Source organism: Rhodoferax sp. GW821-FHT09E07, assembly GCF_059416145.1.
Map to the genome: position 1 here is coordinate 516,856 of NZ_JBWKOP010000001.1, position 16,188 is coordinate 533,043.

General features: G+C 63.7%; 11 protein-coding genes and 1 riboswitch. All 11 genes read left to right on the forward strand.

All coding sequences use genetic code 11. From position 1 onward, the window contains the following. The first annotated feature begins 25 nt into the window (after positions 1-25). The gene (gene polA, locus AC07OE_RS02560) at positions 26-2,854 is read left to right on the forward strand and encodes a DNA polymerase I (protein ID WP_495068989.1); all 2,829 of its coding nucleotides are present in this window, start codon (positions 26-28) and stop codon (positions 2,852-2,854) included. A 52-nt stretch (positions 2,855-2,906) separates the two neighbouring features. Next, positions 2,907-4,730 (forward strand): methyl-accepting chemotaxis protein, encoded by a 1,824-nt coding sequence (locus AC07OE_RS02565; protein ID WP_495068990.1) that lies wholly within the window; start codon positions 2,907-2,909, stop codon positions 4,728-4,730. 48 nt (positions 4,731-4,778) lie between these two features. Beyond that, positions 4,779-6,590: a methyl-accepting chemotaxis protein gene (locus AC07OE_RS02570; RefSeq protein WP_495068991.1), complete on the forward strand. Its 1,812-nt coding sequence runs from the start codon at positions 4,779-4,781 to the stop codon at positions 6,588-6,590. Positions 6,591-6,683: 93 nt separating this feature from the next. Then, complete coding sequence (locus AC07OE_RS02575; protein WP_495068992.1) at positions 6,684-7,592, forward strand: dienelactone hydrolase family protein; 909 nt, start codon at positions 6,684-6,686, stop codon at positions 7,590-7,592. Beyond that, a complete protein-coding gene (locus tag AC07OE_RS02580) occupies positions 7,589-8,365 on the forward strand; it encodes a ZIP family metal transporter (protein WP_495068993.1) in 777 nt (258 codons plus the stop codon). The genes AC07OE_RS02575 and AC07OE_RS02580 overlap by 4 nt, the downstream gene beginning before the upstream one ends. Continuing rightward, entirely contained in the window at positions 8,355-8,762 is a 408-nt protein-coding gene (locus AC07OE_RS02585; protein ID WP_495068994.1) for a hypothetical protein, read from the forward strand. The genes AC07OE_RS02580 and AC07OE_RS02585 overlap by 11 nt, the downstream gene beginning before the upstream one ends. Positions 8,763-8,849: 87 nt before the next feature. After that, entirely contained in the window at positions 8,850-9,563 is a 714-nt protein-coding gene (locus AC07OE_RS02590) for a CerR family C-terminal domain-containing protein (protein WP_495068995.1), read from the forward strand. Between the two features lie 26 nt (positions 9,564-9,589). Further along, positions 9,590-11,038 carry an efflux transporter outer membrane subunit gene (locus tag AC07OE_RS02595; protein ID WP_495068996.1) on the forward strand — a complete coding sequence of 483 codons (1,449 nt, stop codon included), beginning with the start codon at positions 9,590-9,592 and terminating at the stop codon, positions 11,036-11,038. Positions 11,039-11,082: 44 nt separating this feature from the next. Then, positions 11,083-12,300 (forward strand): efflux RND transporter periplasmic adaptor subunit, encoded by a 1,218-nt coding sequence (locus AC07OE_RS02600; protein WP_495068997.1) that lies wholly within the window; start codon positions 11,083-11,085, stop codon positions 12,298-12,300. A gap of 12 nt (positions 12,301-12,312) precedes the next feature. After that, positions 12,313-15,414 carry an efflux RND transporter permease subunit gene (locus AC07OE_RS02605; RefSeq protein ID WP_495068998.1) on the forward strand — a complete coding sequence of 1,034 codons (3,102 nt, stop codon included), beginning with the start codon at positions 12,313-12,315 and terminating at the stop codon, positions 15,412-15,414. A gap of 8 nt (positions 15,415-15,422) precedes the next feature. Then, positions 15,423-15,596, forward strand: a riboswitch (yybP-ykoY riboswitch). 8 nt (positions 15,597-15,604) lie between these two features. After that, positions 15,605-16,183, forward strand: coding sequence for a TMEM165/GDT1 family protein (locus tag AC07OE_RS02610; protein WP_495068999.1), 579 nt, complete (start codon positions 15,605-15,607; stop codon positions 16,181-16,183). Positions 16,184-16,188 lie beyond the last annotated feature (5 nt).

Below are 16,188 nucleotides of genomic sequence, written 5' to 3' on the forward strand. Positions count from 1 at the left end.
CGCCCGCCACAGGCACAATGCCAGGATGAGCGAACCCCGTAAAACCCTGCTGCTGGTCGATGGTTCCAGCTACCTGTACCGCGCCTTCTTTGCCGGTGGCGAGACCATGAGCATCACGCTGCCCGATGGCACAGTGCAAAAGACCGGCGCCATCCGCATCATGATCAACATGATGAACAGCCTGCGCAAGGAAGTGCCGGCCGATTACGTAGCCTGCGTGTTCGATGCCAAGGGCCCCACGTTCCGGGATGCGATCTACCCCGAGTACAAGGCGCACCGCGACCCCATGCCGGACGATTTGCGCAGCCAGATTGCGCCCATCCACGAGGTGGTGCGCCACCTGGGCTGGACCGTGCTGGACGTGCCCGGCGTGGAGGCCGATGACGTGATCGGTACGCTGGCCGTGCTGGCCGCGCAGCAGGATTTTGATGTGGTGGTGAGCAGCGGCGACAAGGACCTGGCCCAGCTGGTGACCGAGCGCATCACCATCATCGACACCATGAACGGCAAGCGCCGCGACCTGGCCGGTGTGCAGGCCGAGTTCGGCATTCCGGCGAGTCTGATGCTGGACTACCAGAACCTGGTGGGTGATACCGTGGACAACGTGCCCGGCGTGCCCAAGGTGGGGCCCAAGACGGCGGTGAAGTGGCTGCTGGAATACGGCTCGCTGCAGGCCGTGGTGGAGAACGCGGACAAGATTGGCGGCGTGGTGGGCGAGAACCTGCGCAAGACGCTGGACTGGCTGCCCACGGGCCGTTCGCTGCTGACGATCAAGACCGATTGCGACCTGAAAGAATGGCTGCCCAGTCTGCCTGCTATGGATTCTGTAGCTGTTGGTGCAGAAAATACGGGGGCTCTGGTCGGTTTTTATGAAAAATATGGCTTCAAGGGCTTGGCCAAGGCGGCCGCTGCTGCCAGTGGTGGCGACGCTCCTGCGCCTGCGGCCAAGGCGCCCAAGGCCACCAAAGCTGCGGCTGCTGCGCCCGGACTGTTTGATGAGCCCGCAGAGATTGGGGCTGACCCTGTGGAAGCAACGCCGCCCCGTGCCAGCAACCTGAACTACGACACGGTGCTGACCTGGGAGGCGTTTGACGCTTGGTTGGCCAAGCTGCAGGCCGCCGAACTGGTGGCGTTGGACACCGAAACCACTTCGCTGGACGAGATGCGCGCCGAGATTGTGGGCATCAGCTTCAGTGTGGCCGTCGGGGCTGCGGCCTACATTCCGCTGGCCCACCGCTACCCCGATGCGCCGGATCAGCTGGACCGTGATGCGGTGCTGGCCAAACTCAAACCCTGGCTGGAAAACCCGCAGGCCAAGAAGCTGGGCCAGCACATCAAGTACGACCGCCATGTGTTTGCCAACCATGGCATCGAGGTGCAGGGCTATGCCCACGACACCATGCTGCAAAGCTATGTGCTGGAAGTGCACAAGCCCCACGGTCTGAGCAGCCTGGCCGAGCGCCACCTGGGCCGTAGCGGTATCAGCTTTGAAGACCTGTGTGGCAAGGGTGCCAACCAGATCAGCTTTGACCAAGTGGATATTGCCAAGGCGGCTGAATATTCCTGTGAGGACTCGGACCAGACGCTGGACGTGCACCTGGCGCTGTGGCCACAACTCGAAGCCGACGCCAAGCTGAAGTTCATCTACGAACTGGAGATTGCCAGCAGCGAGGCGCTTTACCGCATCGAGCGCAACGGCGTTCTGATCGACGCACCCACCCTGGCAGCGCAGAGCCACGAACTGGGCCAGCGCATCCTGCAGCTGGAAACCGAGGCCTACGAGATTGCCGGTCAGCCTTTTAACCTGAGCAGCCCCAAGCAGTTGGGCGAAATTTTCTTCGACAAGCTGGGCATGCCCGTGGTCAAGAAAACTGCCACAGGCGCGCGCAGCACGGACGAGGAGGTGCTGGAGAAGCTGGCCGAAGACTACCCGCTGCCCGCCAAACTGCTGGAGCACCGCAGCCTGTCCAAACTCAAGGGTACTTACACCGACAAGCTGGCCTTGCTGGCGCTGCCTCGCACGGGGCGCGTGCACACGCACTATGCACAGGCCGTGGCGGTGACCGGGCGCCTGAGTAGCAACGACCCCAACCTGCAAAACATTCCTATCCGCACGGCCGAAGGCCGCCGCGTGCGCGAGGCCTTTGTAGCCGCGCCGGGTTGCGTGATTGCCAGTGCTGACTACTCGCAGATCGAGCTGCGCATCATGGCCCACATCAGTGGCGACGAGGCGCTGTTGCGCGCCTTCACCGACGGGCTGGATGTGCACCGTGCCACTGCGGCTGAGGTGTTCGGCGTGGCGGTGGACCAGGTCAGCAGCGAGCAGCGCCGCTACGCCAAGGTCATCAACTTCGGACTGATCTACGGCATGAGCGCCTTTGGCCTGGCGCGTAATCTGGGCATCGACAACACCGCCGCCAAAAACTACATCGCGCGCTACTTTGAGCGCTACCCCGGCGTGAGGGCCTACATGGAGTCCACCCGCGCGCTGGCCAAGCAGCAGGGTTATGTGGAAACTGTCTTCGGTCGCCGCCTGCAGCTCGCGGGAATCCAATCGGCCAAGGGCGCACTGTTGGCGGGCCTGGAGCGGGCGGCCATCAACGCCCCCATGCAGGGTACGGCAGCCGATCTGATCAAGATGAGCATGGTCAAAGTGCAGCAAGTGCTTGACGCTGAGCACAGAGAGACCAAAATGATCATGCAAGTGCATGACGAGCTGGTATTTGAAGTGCCTGAGGCCGAGGTGGACTGGCTCAAAGCCGAAATTCCCCGCCTAATGGCCGAAGTGGCGTCGCTCAAGGTGCCGCTTCTGGCCGAAGTTGGGGTTGGCCCTAATTGGGACAAAGCCCATTAAGGTAGACGATGGGTTGGACACTGGCAACGCATAAGAAAGAAGAGGACGACCTATGGGACTCCATCGCATGAAGATTGCCACCAAGCTGTGGGCATTCATTTTGTTGGTCATCGGCGGCATCTGTGCTGTCGCGTTGGTGGGGCTGTTCCGAAGCGCCAGTATTTTGGCGGAGGGGCGAGCGTTGCAGGCCAATGCCGTGGAGCTGGTCCAGATCGCCACCGAGTGGAATGGCCTGACCATGACCAATGCGGCGCGCAACCAGGCCATTTTGCTGAGCCAGGGCCCCGCGGTGGCAGAGGCGTTCAAGGACCCAGTCAACGCCACCAGCGCCCAAATTGGTGAGCTGCAGAAGAAGATCGAGGCCATGCCGCTGAGCGATGCGGACAAGGCGCAGATGAAGAAAATTGGCGATCTGCGCAAGTCGGTTATCACGCTGCGCGACAAGGCGCGCGAGCTCAAGGCCGCGGGCAGCGAGCCCGAAGCCATGCAGATCATGGAGTCGCAGTACCTCCCCACCATGGGCAGCTACGTTGCTGCGCAAAAAGAAATGGTGGAGATGCAAAAGCGCCGTGTGGCCGAAGTGGTCGCCGACACCGAGAGCCGCCGCTCCGCCAACAGTCTGGGAATTCTGGTGGGGCTGGCGGTCATTGTCGGCAGCATTTTTGTGGGTACCGCCTGGCTGGTGCGCTCCATCCGCGAGCCACTGGTGCAGGCCAACGACCTCGCCGCACGCATCGCGCAAGGTGATCTCAGTTCGGCCATCCATACCAACCGCCAGGACGAATTTGGCTCTTTGCTGGTGTCATTGCGCAGCATGAATGAATCGCTGGCGCGCATGGTGTCGCAGGTGCGCAGCAGCACCGACAGCATTGCCATTGCCAGTGCCGAGATTGCCACGGGCAACAGTGACCTGGCACAGCGCACCGAGCAGACCTCCAGCAACCTGCAGGCCACGGCTTCCAGCATGGATGGGCTCACCACCACCGTGCAGAACAGCTCGGACAATGCGCGCCAGGCCAGTGCGCTGGCGGCCAGTGCATCCAGCGTGGCCCAACGTGGCGGCGAAGTGGTGACCCAGGTGGTCAGCACCATGCAGGAGATCGATGCCAGCAGCAAAAAAATTGCCGACATCATTTCCGTCATTGACGGCATTGCCTTCCAGACCAATATCCTGGCGCTGAACGCAGCCGTGGAAGCCGCTCGGGCAGGCGAGCAGGGCCGTGGCTTTGCGGTGGTGGCCAGTGAAGTGCGTTCGTTGGCCGGCCGCAGTGCCGAGGCTGCCAAGGAGATCAAGGGCTTGATTGGAACTTCGGTGGAGAAGGTCGAGTCGGGTACCAAGCTGGTGACCGATGCGGGTGCCACCATGCAAGAGATTGTGCAAAGCGTGCGCCGCGTGGCCGATGTGATTGGCGAGATCACGGCCGCCGCGCAGGAGCAAAGCGCAGGCATTGCCGGGGTCAACCAGGCCATTGGTAACCTGGACCAGATGACGCAGCAGAACGCCGCGTTGGTGGAGGAGAGTGCTGCCGCGGCTGAAAGCCTGCGTGACCAGGCCGAACGCATGAAGCAGGCGGTTGCGGTGTTTAACCTGGGGGCGATGTCTGACCATGGCACTGCCTTGGCGGTTGCGCCCGTGCGCTCCAGCCAACCCCGTTCCACGCCCTTCAAAGGGCCTGAGCGCCGCAGCGGCCAGGACAATGGCCCGGCCGCTCGCGCGCCCTCCGCCGCAACAGCTGCGCGCAAGCCCGCGGCAACTGCAACCACGGCGCCCATCAAACCTGCTGCGCCCAAAGCGGGCACAGCGCCCAAGCCCACGGTACACACCAGCACCCGCGTTACCCCTGCTGGCGGTGACGAAGATTGGGAAACGTTTTAAGCTCTCGCTCCGCGCCTTTTTTCGATCGATTCATTCTCTGGAGTCCACATGGGTTCATTCCTCAACAACCTTTCCATCCGCAAGCGTCTGGGTCTGGCCTTCGCGCTTATCCTTGCCTTGTTACTGGTAGTCATCCTGGTCAGTGTCGCGCGGTTGAACTCTGTTGCTGATGCCACCGAACTCATGGTGGCTGACCCTATCAAGACCGAACGCCTGATCGGCGACTGGTACCGCAATATCCATACAGGGGTGCGCCGCACTGCGGCCATCGCGCGCAGCAGCGACCCTTCGCTGGCCGAATACTTTGCAGAAGATCAGGCCACCTCCACCAAAACTTCCGGTGAGTTCCAGAAGGCGATTGAGCCTTTGATGACCTCGGACACAGAGAAGACGCTGTACAGGGAAATCGGGGAGCAGCGCAAGATCTACATCGCTGCACGTGACGAAATCGTGGCCCTCAAGAAAGAAGGCAAGGCGGACGAAGCCAACAAGTTGCTGGATGAGAAGTTCACGCCGGCGGCCAAGGTCTACATGAGCAAGATTGAGGCGCTTCTGCAAAACCAGCGCGAGGCCATTGACCAGTTGGCCAAGGATATTCAGGACAACCACACCAGTAGCCGACGCCTGCTCATTGCACTTGGCACGGTGAGTGTGCTGCTTAGCGCGCTGCTGGCTTGGTTGTTGTCGGGTTCCATCACCCGCCCCCTGACTGAGGCCACTGATGTGGCGCGCAAAGTGGCCGATGGTGACCTCACCGGCCAGATCAACCATGGCCGCCAAGATGAAGTCGGTCAGTTGCTATCCACTTTGCACGACATGCAGCTCAACTTGGTCAATGTGGTGAGCAATGTGCGCCGCGGCTCCGAATCGGTGGCCACCGCCAGCTCCGAAATCGCCCAAGGCAACCACGACCTGAGCGCCCGCACCGAGCAGCAGGCCAGCGCGCTGGAAGAGACGGCAGCGTCCATGGAAGAGCTGGGCTCCACCGTCCGGCAAAACGCCGACAACGCACGCCAGGCCAACCAGTTGGCCATGACCGCATCGACCGTGGCCATCCAGGGCGGTGAGGTGGTGGGCCAAGTGGTAGAGACCATGAAGGGCATCAACGAATCCAGCCGCAAGATTTCCGACATCATCAGCGTGATTGACGGCATTGCGTTCCAGACCAACATCCTGGCGCTGAACGCCGCGGTGGAAGCGGCCCGCGCGGGTGAACAAGGCCGTGGCTTTGCAGTGGTGGCGTCTGAAGTGCGCAGCTTGGCAGGCCGCAGTGCGGAGGCTGCCAAAGAAATCAAGAGCCTGATTGGCGCCAGCGTGGAGCGGGTGGAGCAAGGCTCTGCTCTAGTTGACAAGGCAGGCACCACGATGACCGAAGTGGTGACCAGCATTCGCCGAGTGACCGACATCATGGGCGAAATCAGCGCTGCCAGCGCCGAGCAAAGCTCCGGCGTGTCGCAGGTGGGCGAGGCGGTCACCCAAATGGACCAAGCCACCCAACAAAACGCTGCGCTCGTGGAGGAAATGGCCGCGGCTGCCAGCAGCCTCAAATCGCAAGCGCAGGACCTGGTGCAGGTGGTGGCCACGTTCAAGCTGGGTGCGCAAGAACATGCGGCCGGTCTGCCCGCAGCCAAAGTACGCTCCAGCCTGCCGGCAGCCAAGCCGTTCAAGGGGCCGGAGCGCCGTGGGGACACCGCGTCCAAGCCCGCTGCCAGCCCGGCGCCCGCCAAACCTGTAGCCAAGGTGGCGCCCAAAGCCCCCGCACCCAAAGCGCCCGCTCCTGCAGCGGCGCCCAAGCCCGTGGTTCATACCTCCACCCGCGTGACGCCTGCGGGCGGTGACGACGACTGGGAAACTTTCTGAGCCCGCGCGGGTCTGCCAAAGTCCCGCCAGCCACAGCAGGAATGTGTTGTGCATACACTTCCTGCTGTTTCTATTTCAACCGAGGAGACACTAGTGCTTGATCATCTGAAGAACGAAATCCTGTCCCTGCTGCCCGGCACATCGACCGAGGAGGGCGCCACCCGCCGAACCGCGCTGAAAGCTGCATTGGGCGTGGGCTATGCGGCCACCGCCATGCCCATCATGGCGCAAACCGCCATCAAAACGTCCGATGCAGGCCTGGTCACGGGCACCCCGGTGTACGAGGTGGAGAGCTATCCGGTGCCGTTCTACTTTGCGGCCCCGGCGGGCAAAAAGAACCTGCCTGTGGTCATCGTGGTGCAGGAAATCTTTGGTGTGCATGAGTACATTGCCGACACCTGCCGCCGCTTCGCCAAGGCCGGCTACCTGGCCATTGCGCCCGACCTGTACGCCCGCCAGGGTGACGCCGCCAGCTACACCGACATCGGCAAGCTGCTGTCTGAAGTGGTCGCCAAGGTGCCGGATGAGCAAGTTTTGGCCGATCTGGATGGCGCGGTGGACTGGGCTATCCACAACGGTGGCAACCCGCACAAGATCGGTATTACCGGTTTCTGCTGGGGCGGTCGCATCACCTGGCTGTATGCCGAGTACAGCAAGAAGGTCAAGGCTGGCGTGGCCTGGTATGGCCGCTTGGTGGGCGCCCCCACTGCGGTGAACCCCAAGCAGCCGGTGGAACTGGTGGCATCGCTCAAGGCTCCGGTGCTGGGCCTGTACGGTGGCGCGGACGGCGGTATTCCGCTGACCACGGTGAATGAGATGAAGGACGCGCTGGCTGCCGTGGGTGCCAAGGGCAATGCGGCGGCCAAGGCCTCGGAGTTTGTGGTGTACCCCGGTGTGGGCCATGCCTTCCATGCCGACTACCGCTCCAGCTACAACAAGGCCGCCGCCGAAGACGGCTTCCGGCGCGCGTTGGCGTGGTTCAAAGCGAAGGGCGTGGCTTGACGCTGATTGCGATATTGGCAGGTACCCTGGCGGCCGGCATTGGCAGTGTCTGGCTGGCCGCCGCCCTGAGTTTTGGCGCGCTGGGGCGTTACACCCAGCACATGTTGAGCCTGGCGGCCGGTGCATTGATGGCCACGGCCTTCATGCACCTGCTGCCCGAGGCGTTTGAGAGCCAGGCCGGCGCCCATGACCTGTTCCTCACGCTGCTCATTGGCGTGGTGTTTTTCTTCCTGCTAGACAAGGCCGAGCTTTGGCACCACGGCCACGAGCACCACCACGACCATCCTCATGGCCACAGTCACAGCCATGCGCAGCCTTCAGGCTCCGGCTCCTGGGCGGTGCTGACCGGCGATAGCGTGCACTGCTTTGGCGATGGCGTGTTGATCGCTTCCGCCTTCATGGCCGATATGCGCTTGGGCGCCATTGCCTCGCTGGCCGTGCTGGCGCACGAGATTCCTCACCACATGGGAGATCTGATGGTGCTGCGCGCGGGGGCCAGCAACAAGCGAGTGGCACTCGTCAAGGTGACGTTGGCTGGCGCGGTGACTGCCCTGGGTGGCCTGGCGGGCTACTGGCTGGTAGACCAGTTGCAGGACTATCTGCCGTACTTTCTGGTGGTGGCCTCCAGCAGCTTCATCTACGTGGCGCTGGCCGACCTGATTCCGCAGCTGCAAAAGCGCCTGACGGCGCGCCAGACCGCCGCACAGGTGGCATGGCTGGCGGCAGGCATTGCCTTGGTGGCACTGGTCAGCGGCCTGGGCCATGGACACTGAAGCTGCCGGTCTGCGCTTCAGCTTTTCTGATTCGGAAGTGTCGCGTCTGGCGTTTGCCGGCGACACGCTCACTGTAGGTTTTGCAGCGGCGTGGGTTGAGCGGCATGTGGCAGGTGTCGGACCACTGACGGGTTATGCGCGCGGCCTGGCGATGCAGGCCCATGGCGTTGCCGCTCCTGGTGTGGCGTTGGACGCCGTAGGCCGTCTGCGTGGTGGCAGTGTGCGGCTGGCGTCCACGGGCGCGGTGCTGGCCCGGCTGGACATCCCCGGCACATGGCAAGGGCCTTTGACGCTGGAAATGGACTTTGCCCAGGGCGCAATCCTGCGCTGGCAGGCCAACAGCCTGGTTTTTTCTTTGCAAGAAGACTGGGACTTTCAGGAGTCACTGGCTTGTTAGAGGGCAAGTGTTGCAGGTTTAGGGAAAGCCCCTAGGTTTCATGTAGTTAAATCAAACGTTTGATTTAACTCGCTAGAATCGGGCGCTATGTCGACCCCTGCTGATTCGCTACCCCTGCCTCTCACTCCCACAGCTGCCAAGCATTTGCGCAGCGATGGGCAAGAGGCACGCACCCGTCTGCTGGACGCCGCTCTGGTGCTGTTTGCCGATCGGGGTTTTGCCAAAACCTCTACCCGCGAAATTGCGCTGGCGGCCAATGTGAACGTGGCCTCCATCAGCTACTACTTTGGCGACAAGGCCGGCCTCTACCGCGCCGTGTTCACCGACCCGCGCAGCAACCCCAGTGTCGAACCCTCCAGCATCGACAACCCCGACCAGAGCCTGGAAAACTCGCTGCGCGCCATGCTCAACACCTTTACCGAGCCCATGAAGAACGGCGTGGCCATGCAGAACTGCATGAAGCTGCACATCCGCGAAATGCTGGAGCCCACCGGCCTGTGGCAGGCCGAGATTGACGACAACATCAAACCTGCCCACATGGCGCTTGTTCAGACGCTGTGCCGCCATCTGGGTGTCACACAGCCTGACGACGATGTGCACCGCCTGGCATTTTCCATCGTTGGCCTGGGCATGATTCTCCATGTGGGCTCGGACGTGATCCAGGCGATCCGCCCCGCGCTGATTGGCTCTCCCGCGGCGATCGATGCCTACGCCGAGCACATGCTGTTTGCTGCGCTGGCCATGGTGGAGGGCGAAGTGCTTCGCCGCCGGGCCCTGGCCTGCGCTGCCGCACAGCCCTGACCCCACCCTTTTTTCATCCTTTACCCATGGCCTTTTCCCTGCACCCACGCACCTCCATGAACCCACCTGCTGACCGCGGCGCACGGCGCCACCTTTCCGTGCTGGCCCTGTCGGCCAGCGTTCTGGCGCTCTCCGGTTGTGCCATCACCATGCCCGCCACCAAGGTGGACGCCATGGTGGCGCCCCAGTGGCAGGCACCGCTGCCGCACCACGGCACCGTGGGCGCCCTGAGCCAGTGGTGGCAGCAGCAGGGCGATCCGCTGCTGGTCGAGCTGATCGAGGCCGCGCAGGCCGTCAGTCCCTCGGTGGCGCAGGCCGTGGCCCGGGTGGAGTCGGCACGCGCCCAGCGCACCACGGCCAACGCCGCGCTGCTGCCCAAGGTGGATGGCTCCATCGCCGCCAGTCGCGGCGTGAGCCAGCCGGGCGTGCCCGTTGCCACCACCCAGACCATCGGCCTGCAGGCTACCTGGGAGCTGGACTTGGTGGGCGCCAACCGCGCGGTGAGCAACGCGGCCGACGCCCAGTTCCAGGGCACTCAGGCCCAGTGGCACGATGCCCGCGTGTCGGTGGCGGCCGAGGTGGCCAGCACCTACTACAGCCTCTCCACCTGCTACCAATTGCTGGACGTGGCACGCAAAGACGCGGCTTCGCGCCAGGAGACCGCACGCCTGGCCGATGTGAGCGCCAAGGCCGGTTTTACTGCGCCGTCCGTCGCAGCCCTGGCCCGTGCCAGCGCAGCCGATGGCAGCAGTCGCGTGACCCAGCAGTCCGCCGCCTGCGACATTGACACCAAGGCGTTGGTGTCGCTGACCGGGATTGCAGAGCCTGATCTGCGACAAAAACTGGCTGTAGCCCTCGCCAAACCTGCGCAGGCAGCTCCTGTTTCCATAGCAAGTGTGCCGGCCCAGACGCTGACCCAGCGCCCCGATGTGTTCGCCGCCGAGCGCGATGTGGTGGTGGCTAGCGCCCAGGTGGGCAGCGCCAAGGCTCAGCGCTACCCGCGCCTGACGCTGAGCGGTAATGTGGGCGCCATGCGCTACAGCAGCATGGGCACGGAAACCAACCTCGACACCTGGTCTTTCGGTCCTTTGGCGTTGACCCTGCCTATCTTTGACGGCGGCCAGCGTAAGGCCAATGTGGTGGCGGCCGAGGCGGCCTACACCCAGGCCGTGGCCGTGTACCGCGCCAAGGTGCGCCAGGCTGTGCGCGAGGTGGAAGAAGCCCTGGTGAACCTGCAGAGCACCGACGCGCGCAAGCAGGACGCCGAAGTCTCCACCCAAGGCTATGCCGAATCGCTGGCGGCCACGCAGTCGCGCTACAGCCAGGGCCTGGCCAACCTGGTGGAGCTGGAAGACGCCCGCCGCACGGCGCTGGCCTCGCAGTCGGCCCAGCTGTCCCTGTCCCTGGAGCGCAACCGTGCCTGGGTGGCGTTGTACCGCGCGCTGGGTGGCGGCTTTGAGCCCAGCCAGGAATAAAGCGCACTCCATTTGTCTGATTGATTTTTAGCGAGATTCTCACCATGAACCGTCTTTTGAACCGCATCCCGTTCCAACCCCTGACCCTGGGCCTGATGGCCGCTGGTCTGCTCACCCTGGCCGGCCTGGGTCTATTCGCCACGCGCAGCCAGGCGGCCGATGCGCCCAAGGCCGCCGCCAGCACCGCGGCCAAGCCTTCGCTCACTGTCACCACCACTCAGGCCCAAAGCGGCATGCTGCCCATCAAGCTGGCGGCCAACGGTAGCGTGGCCGCGTGGCAAGAGGCCAGCGTGGGCACCGAAGTGAGCGGCCTGCGCGTGCAGGAACTGCATGCCGCCGTGGGTGACCATGTGCAGCGCGGCCAAGTGCTGGCCACCTTTGCCGCCGAGAGCGTGCAGGCCGATGTGGCCCTGGCCCGCGCTGCTGTCTCTGAAGCCCAAGCCAATGCGGCCGAGGCCCTGGCCAACGCCGACCGCGCCCGCGCCGTGCAGGGTACGGGTGCCCTGAGCGCCCAGCAGATCAACCAGTACCTCACGCAGGAGCAGACAGCCAAGGCGCGCGTCGAATCGGCCAAGGCCCAGCTCGATTCGCAGCTGCTGCGCCTGCGGCACACCCAACTGCTGGCACCTGACAGCGGCACCATCTCGGCACGCAGTGCCTCCGTGGGCTCGGTGGTCGGTGCCGGCACCGAGATGTTCAAGCTGATCCGCCAGAGCCGCCTGGAGTGGCGCGGTGAGGTCACCTCGGCCGAACTGGACCGCATCACCGTCGGTACCAACGTGGTGGTGACCTCACCTACGGGTGCGCAGGTCAAGGGCCGCGTGCGCACGCTGGCGCCTACCGTGGATGCGGCGACGCGAAACGGCCTGGTCTATGTGGATCTGAACGGAGCCGTTGCCGGTACCAAGGCTGCGCCAGGCTCCTTCAAGCCCGGCATGTATGCGCGTGGCGAGTTTGAGCTGGGCAGCTCCGGCGCGCTGACTGTGCCGCAAACCGCGGTGGTAGTGCGCGATGGCTTCAGCTACGTATACCGCGTGGGAGCGGACAACCGCATCGCCCAGCTCAAGGTGCAGACCGGCCGCGTGGTGGGCGACCAGATCGAAGTGCAGAGCGGTGTGAAGCCCGAAGACAAGCTGGTCGCCGTGGGTGGCAGTTTCCTGAGTGAAGGCGATTTGGTCAAGGTAGTGGACGCCCCCAAGACCGCTTCCAAGCCAAAAACCGCTGCAGCCCCCGAAAAGACTGCGCAAGCAGCTAGCAAATAAGGAGCAAGCCAGATGAATGTTTCTGCTTGGTCAATCAAGAACCCGATACCGGCGGTCATGCTGTTTGTGCTGCTGACGCTGGCAGGGCTCATGTCCTTCAAGGCCATGAAAGTGCAGCAGTTCCCCGATCTGGAACTGCCTACCGTCACCGTGTCCGCCAGCCTGCCAGGGGCCGCTCCGGCGCAGCTGGAAACCGAAGTGGCGCGCAAGCTGGAAAACGCCATTGCGCCGCTGCAAGGCATCAAGAACATCTACACCCGTGTGTACGACGGCAACGTGGCGGTGACCGCCGAGTTCCGTCTGGAAAAGCCCACGCAGGAAGCGGTGGACGATGTACGCAGCGCCGTACAAAGCGTGCGCAGCGATCTGCCCAGCGATGTGCACGATCCCATCGTTAGCAAGATGAACTTGTCGGGCGCGCCGATTCTGGCGTTCACCATCCGCTCCAGCAACATGGACGACGAGGCGTTGAGTTGGTTTGTGGACAACACCATCTCGCGCGCGCTGCTGGGCGTGCGTGGGGTGGGCTCCGTGGCCCGCGTGGGTGGTGTGACGCGCGAAGTGCAAGTGGCACTGGACCCGCTGAAGCTGCAGGCACTGGGCGCCACGGCAGCCGACATCTCGCGTCAACTCAAGCAGGTGCAGACCGAGAGCGCAGGCGGCCGTGCGGACCTGGGCGGATCGGAACAACCTATGCGCACCTTGGCGACTGTGGCCACGGTGGAGGAGTTGTCCAAGCTGGAGCTGAGCCTGTCCAGCGGCAAGCGCGTGCGCCTGGATGAAGTGGCCACCGTGAAAGACACCGTGGCCGAGCAACGCAGCCTGGCCCTGCTGAACGGCAAGCCGGTGGTGGGCTTTGAGATCACGCGCAGCAAGGGCGCCAGTGAAGTGGAAGTGGGCGCGGCCGTGCACAAGGCGCTGGCCGACCTGAAGGTGCAGCACCCGGATCTGGAACTGACGCAGGCCTTCGACTTTGTGACGCCGGTGCAGGAGGAGTTCGACGCCTCCATGGCCATGCTGTACGAAGGTGCCGTGTTGGCCGTGATCGTGGTGTGGTTCTTCCTGCGCAGCTGGCGTGCCACGCTGGTGTCTGCCGTGGCACTGCCGCTGTCGGCCATACCGGCTTTCATTGGCATGAACTACATGGGCTTCACCACCAACATCGTGACGCTGCTGGCGCTGTCGCTGGTCATCGGGATTCTGGTGGACGACGCGATTGTGGAAGTGGAAAACATCGAACGCCATCTGCGCATGGGCAAGACGCCCTACCAGGCCGCGATGGAAGCCGCCGACGAAATCGGCCTGGCCGTGATCGCCACCACGTTTGCGCTGATTGCGGTGTTCCTGCCCACCGCCTTCATGAGTGGCGTGGTCGGCAAGTTCTTCAAGCAGTTTGGCTGGACCGCGGTGTTTGCCGTGTTCGCCTCGCTGGTGGTGGCGCGGGTGCTCACGCCCATGATGGCGGCTTACGTGATGAAGCCATCCACCCATGTGCACGAAGAGCCCACCTGGATGCCGCTGTACCTGCGCATCACGCGCTGGACGCTGAGCCACCGCTGGATCACGATGTTCTCCGCCGTGGCCTTCTTTGTGGGGTCGCTGATGCTGGTGCCCCTGATCCCCAGCGGCTTCATTCCGCCGGACGACAACTCGCAAACCCAGGTTTATGTGGAGTTGCCCCCAGGCAGCACGCTGGGCCAAACCCATGAGGCGGCCGAACAGGCGCGCAACCTGATCGGCAAGGTCGAGCATGTGAAGAGCGTCTACACCACCATCGGTGGCGGTGCGGTGGGTTCCGATCCGTTCCAGGGCGGTGCGACCGCCGAGGTGCGCAAGGCCACGCTGACCGTGTTGCTGGACGAGCGCGGTGCGCGCCCCGTCAAGCAAGTGATCGAGAGCCAGATGCGCAGCGCGCTGGCCGAGTTGCCGGGCGCGCGCTTCAAGGTGGGCCTGGGTGGTTCGGGCGAGAAGTACCAGCTGGCCTTGAAGGGCGAAGACCCGGTGGCACTGGCGCAAGCCGCGGCTGCGGTGGAACGCGACCTGCGCAAGATCCCCGGCCTGGGCAACATTTCGTCCAGCGCCAGCCTGACACGCGCCGAGATCGCCATCCGCCCTGACTTTGCCAAGGCCGCCGACATGGGTGTGACCAGCAGCGCGATTGCCGAGACTCTGCGCATTGCGACGGTGGGTGACTACGAGTCGGCCCTGTCCAAGCTCAACCTGAGCCAGCGCCAGGTGCCCATCGTCGTCAAGCTCGACACCGAAGCGCGCCAGGACCTGGAGCTGCTGGGCCGCCTGATGGTGCCCGGCGTCAAGGGCCCGGTGATGCTGAGCCAGGTGGCCGCGCTCGAAATGTCGGGTGGCCCTGCCGTGATCAGCCGCCTGAACCGCGTGCGCAATGTGAACTTCGAGGTGGAACTGTCCGGCGTGCCGCTGGGCGAAGTGACCGAGGCCGTGGCCAAACTGCCCAGCATTGTGAACATGCCTGCCGGTGTGCAGCAGCTGGAAGTGGGCGATGCCGAAGTGCAGGCCGAAATGGTGGCGGGCTTTGGCCTGGCCATGCTGACCGGCGTGCTGTGCATCTACATCGTGCTGGTGCTGCTGTTCAAGGACTTCCTGCACCCCATCTCCATCATCCCCGCGGTGATCCTGTCCTTCGGTGGTGCCTTCATCGGCCTGCTGGTGACCGGCAAGATGCTGTCCATGCCGTCCTTCATCGGGCTGGTGATGCTGATCGGCGTGTCCACCAAGAACTCCATCCTGCTCGTGGAGTACGCCATCATGGCGCAGCGTGAGCACGGCCTGTCGCGCTTTGATGCGCTGATCGACGCCTGCCACAAGCGGGCGCGCCCCATCATCATGACGACCATCGCCATGGTGGCGGGCATGCTGCCGCTGGTGATTGGCCTGGGCCACGCCGACAACAGCTTCCGCGCACCCATGGCTGCAGCGGTGATTGGGGGGTTGATCACCTCCACCGTCCTGAGTTTGCTGGTCACGCCCAGCTTCTTCACCATCGTGGACGACATCGAGCATTTTTGGGGTCGCATCAAGGCCAAGGTGCTGCGCCGGCCTGCTGCGCCAACGGGCGAGGTGGCCGCCGTGGGCAAGTGAGTTAAAATTACGACGTCATTGGGGAGTAGCCGCTCTTCAGCCTGAAGAGGCTTGCGTCAACACACTGGGTCCACAGACCCTGGCGCAAGCGGTTCATAGCTTGGCAAGACCTTTGACCACTTTGCCTCCGCATGGGCCGGGGAAGCAGGGTGGTCATTCGTCTTTTCACCGGCCCTGGACCCTGTCTCTCATGGAAGCTCTTCTCGTCTCTACCGGTGTTGTCGCCCTTGCCGAAATCGGCGACAAAACCCAGCTGCTGGCCTTTATCCTGGCCGCACGCTTCAAGAAACCCCTACCTATCGTTGCTGGCATCCTGGCCGCCACCGTGCTCAACCACGGCCTGGCTGGTGCGCTGGGCGCCTGGATCACCTCGGTGTTGAGCCCGGGCGTGCTGCGCTGGGTATTGGGCGCATCCTTTCTGGGCATGGCCATCTGGACACTGATCCCCGACAAGATCGAGGAGGAAGAAACCCGCGTAGCCAGCAAACTGGGCGTGTTCGGGGCCACTTTCATCACCTTCTTTCTGGCCGAGATGGGCGACAAAACACAGATCGCCACTATCGCCATGGCCGCCCACTATGCCAACCCCATGCTGGTGGTCATAGGCACCACGCTGGGAATGCTGATTGCCGATGTGCCCGCGGTGTTTGTGGGTGACCGACTGGCCGCCAGAATTCCCATGAAGCTGGTGCACGGCATTGCCGCTGCCATCTTTGCGCTGCTGGGGCTGGCGACCTTGCTGGGTGCGGGCGCCAGTCTGGGCTTCTAACGCAG

What these genes read in the sequence shown, in the direction of transcription:
- polA (WP_495068989.1), top strand. Translation starts at nt 26, where the DNA reads ATGAGCGAACCCCGTAAAACCCTGCTGCTGGTCGATGGTTCCAGCTAC.
- AC07OE_RS02565 (WP_495068990.1), top strand. Translation starts at nt 2,907, where the DNA reads ATGGGACTCCATCGCATGAAGATTGCCACCAAGCTGTGGGCATTCATT.
- AC07OE_RS02570 (WP_495068991.1), top strand. Translation starts at nt 4,779, where the DNA reads ATGGGTTCATTCCTCAACAACCTTTCCATCCGCAAGCGTCTGGGTCTG.
- AC07OE_RS02585 (WP_495068994.1), top strand. Translation starts at nt 8,355, where the DNA reads ATGGACACTGAAGCTGCCGGTCTGCGCTTCAGCTTTTCTGATTCGGAA.
- AC07OE_RS02590 (WP_495068995.1), top strand. Translation starts at nt 8,850, where the DNA reads ATGTCGACCCCTGCTGATTCGCTACCCCTGCCTCTCACTCCCACAGCT.
- AC07OE_RS02595 (WP_495068996.1), top strand. Translation starts at nt 9,590, where the DNA reads ATGGCCTTTTCCCTGCACCCACGCACCTCCATGAACCCACCTGCTGAC.
- AC07OE_RS02600 (WP_495068997.1), top strand. Translation starts at nt 11,083, where the DNA reads ATGAACCGTCTTTTGAACCGCATCCCGTTCCAACCCCTGACCCTGGGC.
- AC07OE_RS02605 (WP_495068998.1), top strand. Translation starts at nt 12,313, where the DNA reads ATGAATGTTTCTGCTTGGTCAATCAAGAACCCGATACCGGCGGTCATG.
- AC07OE_RS02610 (WP_495068999.1), top strand. Translation starts at nt 15,605, where the DNA reads ATGGAAGCTCTTCTCGTCTCTACCGGTGTTGTCGCCCTTGCCGAAATC.